Raw genomic sequence first — 3,652 nt, forward strand, 5'->3', positions numbered from 1 at the left:
GCGCCGCGTAACGTCACGCGTAACGTTACGCGCCCAGGTATCCACAGAATAAATGCGCTGAACGGCGAATATTCCACGCAATGCAAAGTTGCTTTGACGTGATTCATTGACCATACTCCGCCGCAGAACAAATTCGCCAGGAGGCGCCACCATGGCAGCAGCAGAAAAGATGCCTGATATACCGAGGTCACGCGCCGCTGCAATAGCAGCAGGCGCACCGCAGTACTTCACCGGAAAGCCCTGCGCCCACGGGCACATCGCCAACCGCTTCACCAGCTCCGGGACCTGCGTGGAATGCAACGCCATCCGCGCCAAACTGGTCGCCGCAAACCTGCGCAAGGCCGGCGGCGGCCTGATCCGCCTACCCAGCCAGCTCCCCAACGACCCACGCCTGTTCAACGTCGCCCGCCTGCTGGCGGCCAACCCGGCCGCCGGCTTGCAGAACCTGCCCCCGGCGACCATGCGCACCTACGCCGCCGGCGTTCTCTACCGCTTCGCGGTTTACCTGCACCAGCACGCCCCCGACGGCATCCTGCGCGAAGCCGACCTGGCCACCCTCGACTTCATCACCGAGACGCCCGGCTTCGGCGAGGCTATGGCCTCGGTGGGCTGGGCGCACTTCGACGCAACGTCACGCACCGTCACGATTCCACCACTCAACAGCGGCACCCAGGGGTAAGCATGGCCAACGAATGGATCAAGATCCGCTCCAAGATGGTGACCAACCGCAAGGTTGAAGCCATTGCCAGGCGGCTCGCCAGCAACCCGCAATGCCTCGCGGCGGTCGGCATGCAGCCAGGCCTCGACTACTCCGACAAGAGCGTGCGTAACGGCATGCGTAACGTCACGGTGTCGTTACTCGTCACCTTGTGGGGAACGGCCAACGAGGAGTCACGCAACGGCGTGCTCGAAAACGTGGACCGCTACTACATCGACGACCTGGTGCAGATGCCCGGTTTTACCGCCGCCCTGGAGCTGGTCGGGTGGGCTGTTTGCGACGACGCGGCGGCCACAATTACGCTGCCGAACTTCGAGGAGTACAACACCGCAAGCCACGACCGGCGCGGGATGCACCTCCAGAAGGGGCGCGAGCGGTCGCAGCGTTACCGGGACAAACAGAAGGCCAAGAACGGGCAAAACCCACCCCAGGAGGAGGCCCCGGGTAACGTTACGGGTGACGTCACGAATAACGTCACGAATCACGCTTCGAGTGACGGCGTAACGCCCCTAGAGAAGAGAAGAGAAGAATATATAGATGATGATGTAGATACCCCCCCTCCCCCCAAGGTCGGGGAGGCGAACGACGAGAGCGAGGAAACTGAAAACTTTCCAGCGGACAGCCTGATGGAACTGCGCAGGCCGCTCGGGCGCCTCTGGAAGCTGACCAAACTGCTCGACCCCGAGGTCCACGCCGAACTGGTGCTCTGGCGAGCGATGGAGGCCACCGGCGCCGACGTCGAGGCAGCGGTTTACAACGCGACCCATGACCGCAACGGCAACCCCAAGCAAGGGCCAGGCTCGATCAAGTACCTGACGCCGATCGTCGAGCAGAAGATCCAGGTGAGGCTCAACCAGGAGCTGGCCATGGCCAAGGCACAGTCGAACCCGATCACCGCCCAGGAACAGCCCAGCGCGGGCAAGGGCAAGCGCAGCACCGGTACCGGAGCACCAGCTACAGGCTTCAAGACCCGGAACATCCAGGCAGACGTCGAGCAGCAGAGCGCCGACGTGATCGCCATGCTCAAGGCGCAGTATGGGGTGAGCGACACGCAGGCTACCCCGCCACACGACGGTTCTGACGACCTGGAGGGGGAGTACACCCATGCAACCCATTGACCGGATCAAACTCGCAGAAACCCTGGCGGTGATCTACGCCGCCAAGACCAAATCCATCAGCCAGGCCCTGGTCGAGTTGTTTTACGTGACGCTCGAGGAGTACGACATCGAGGCGGTGTGCAGGGCGATGTTTGCCCACATGCGCAACCCGGACACGGGGATGCACGTCCCCCAGCCCGCCGACATCGTGAAAATGATTTCAGGCAGCACCAGCGATCGCGCCATGGACGCCTGGGCCCTGGTGGAACGGGCGATTCGACAGGTTGGACCGGTGGCCAGCGTCGCGTTTCAAGACGGGGTTATCCACAGGGTGATCGAGGACATGGGGGGATGGGTAAGGCTCTGCGAGACGGGCACCGAGGAAGACCTGCGCTTCCGCGGGATCGAGTTCCAGAAGCGCTGCAGGGGGTTTTGGCTGGGCGACAAGCTCGGCCAGGACTACCCGGCCTACCTGATCGGCTCCGCCGAGGCGTTCAACCGCGCCACCGGCAGGGCCCACCAGGTGCAAGTCGAACTGATTGGACGCAGCCCCGAGGCCAAGGCCAGGGCCAAGCGGATCATGAGTCTCGGCAACCCGGTCGGTGAGGCCAACCCGGTTAAGTCCTTGATTTCAGGCATGAAACACCTGCGTTTGGTCAAAGCACCCACGGGTGGAGGGGGCGATACCCGCCAGAACGCGCTGGCAGGCCCAAATGAGGCCCAATCCGGCCAAACCCCACCCGACGGTAGCGGGTCAGTACCTAGCGCAGCGCCTGCGGCAAAATAGAGGGCATCTGAAACACCCGCCCGCAGGCCACGCAAATGAGAGAAGTTCGTAGGAGAGAAACACCGGAACATAAGGGGCGAAAGGGAGAGGAGGACGCGCTAGGGGCGCTTCGCTCCCTCCCTTCCGCCAGTAAAGGGACGGAAAGAGCCGTCGCCGCCTGCCTGGCCTACGTTCGGCACACCGCCGTCGTGAAGGCCGCGACCACCGCGATAGCGCGTTCGCTTGCCGAATGCCCCGGGGTAGCAGGTAGGCGACAGCTTGGCGTGCTGCACGGCGAGGGCCTGCAGTTCGACTCCACCGACCCCACCCACCTTGGCGCCTACTACGAGAGCACCAAGATCGACCCAGGCCAGGGCGCTGTGCTGGACGTCCCCGACGACGTCGCAGAGTGCCCGGCCTGCTCCAGGGCCCACCGCTTCGTCCAGGAGCGCAAGGTGGCGCGCCAGGAGGTCGGAAAGGCCAAGCGCGCCATCAGCCTCGCCGCCCGCACCCTGCTGGCCGAGGCCGGGGAACCGAACCCCGACGAGGAGGCGCGCCAGCGCTTCCTGGAAGCCCAGGGCGACCTGTTCCTGGGCGAAGGTGGCGACCTATGACCCCCAAGGGCATCGCTGTCAGCCACGCGCTCGTCTACCGGGCGCCCACCGCAGGCCGTCGCTACCTGAGCAAGGCCGCCGCCATCAACGCCGAGACACGGGCGATCATCAAGGCCAAGTACCCCGACGAGGACGCGCCCAGGGACACCCAGGGCCAGCAGATCGGCCCCCATTGGTCCATGGAGTACGACGAGCCCAAGCGCTGGGCGAAGATCTACCGGCGGTTGCGCCGTTTGGTCGCCCGAAGCGTGGGGCCGGTGCAAGGAAATCTGCTGTGAGCGCGTCGGTTTATTTGGTGACATTCAAGGACGGAACGACCGCCACGGCGCTCGACATGAACAGCGAGCCAGAAGCCTCGGCAATCGCGGGCTTGAGGAGCATAAACAAGGCATGGGAGGAGGCCGATATAAGGCCCCGCAACCCCCCTTGCGGGTATGGGAAAAATCCTACAGAATTG

Annotated in this window: 5 protein-coding genes; all 5 read left to right on the forward strand. The window is 64.2% G+C overall.

Going from position 1 to position 3,652, the window contains the following annotated elements:
• Window positions 1-151: 151 nt before the first annotated feature.
• The 5 genes from ACK59H_RS22745 (at window position 152) to ACK59H_RS22765 (ending at window position 3,473) form a co-directional block, all read left to right on the forward strand.
• Entirely contained in the window at window positions 152-679 is a 528-nt protein-coding gene (locus ACK59H_RS22745; RefSeq protein WP_409264967.1) for a hypothetical protein, read from the forward strand.
• A gap of 2 nt (window positions 680-681) precedes the next feature.
• Window positions 682-1,836 carry a hypothetical protein gene (locus ACK59H_RS22750; protein ID WP_409264968.1) on the forward strand — a complete coding sequence of 385 codons (1,155 nt, stop codon included), beginning with the start codon at window positions 682-684 and terminating at the stop codon, window positions 1,834-1,836.
• Window positions 1,823-2,602, forward strand: a complete 780-nt coding sequence (locus ACK59H_RS22755) for a DUF6475 domain-containing protein (protein WP_409264970.1) — start codon at window positions 1,823-1,825, stop codon at window positions 2,600-2,602. The genes ACK59H_RS22750 and ACK59H_RS22755 overlap by 14 nt, the downstream gene beginning before the upstream one ends.
• Before the next feature lie 263 nt (window positions 2,603-2,865).
• A complete protein-coding gene (locus ACK59H_RS22760; RefSeq protein ID WP_409264971.1) occupies window positions 2,866-3,195 on the forward strand; it encodes a hypothetical protein in 330 nt (109 codons plus the stop codon).
• Window positions 3,192-3,473 (forward strand): hypothetical protein, encoded by a 282-nt coding sequence (locus tag ACK59H_RS22765; protein WP_409264973.1) that lies wholly within the window; start codon window positions 3,192-3,194, stop codon window positions 3,471-3,473. The genes ACK59H_RS22760 and ACK59H_RS22765 overlap by 4 nt, the downstream gene beginning before the upstream one ends.
• Window positions 3,474-3,652 lie beyond the last annotated feature (179 nt).

The sequence above is a fragment of the Pseudomonas sp. KCJK9000 genome (assembly GCF_046230725.1).
In the GTDB taxonomy this organism is placed as follows: Bacteria; Pseudomonadota; Gammaproteobacteria; order Pseudomonadales; family Pseudomonadaceae; genus Aquipseudomonas; species Aquipseudomonas promysalinigenes.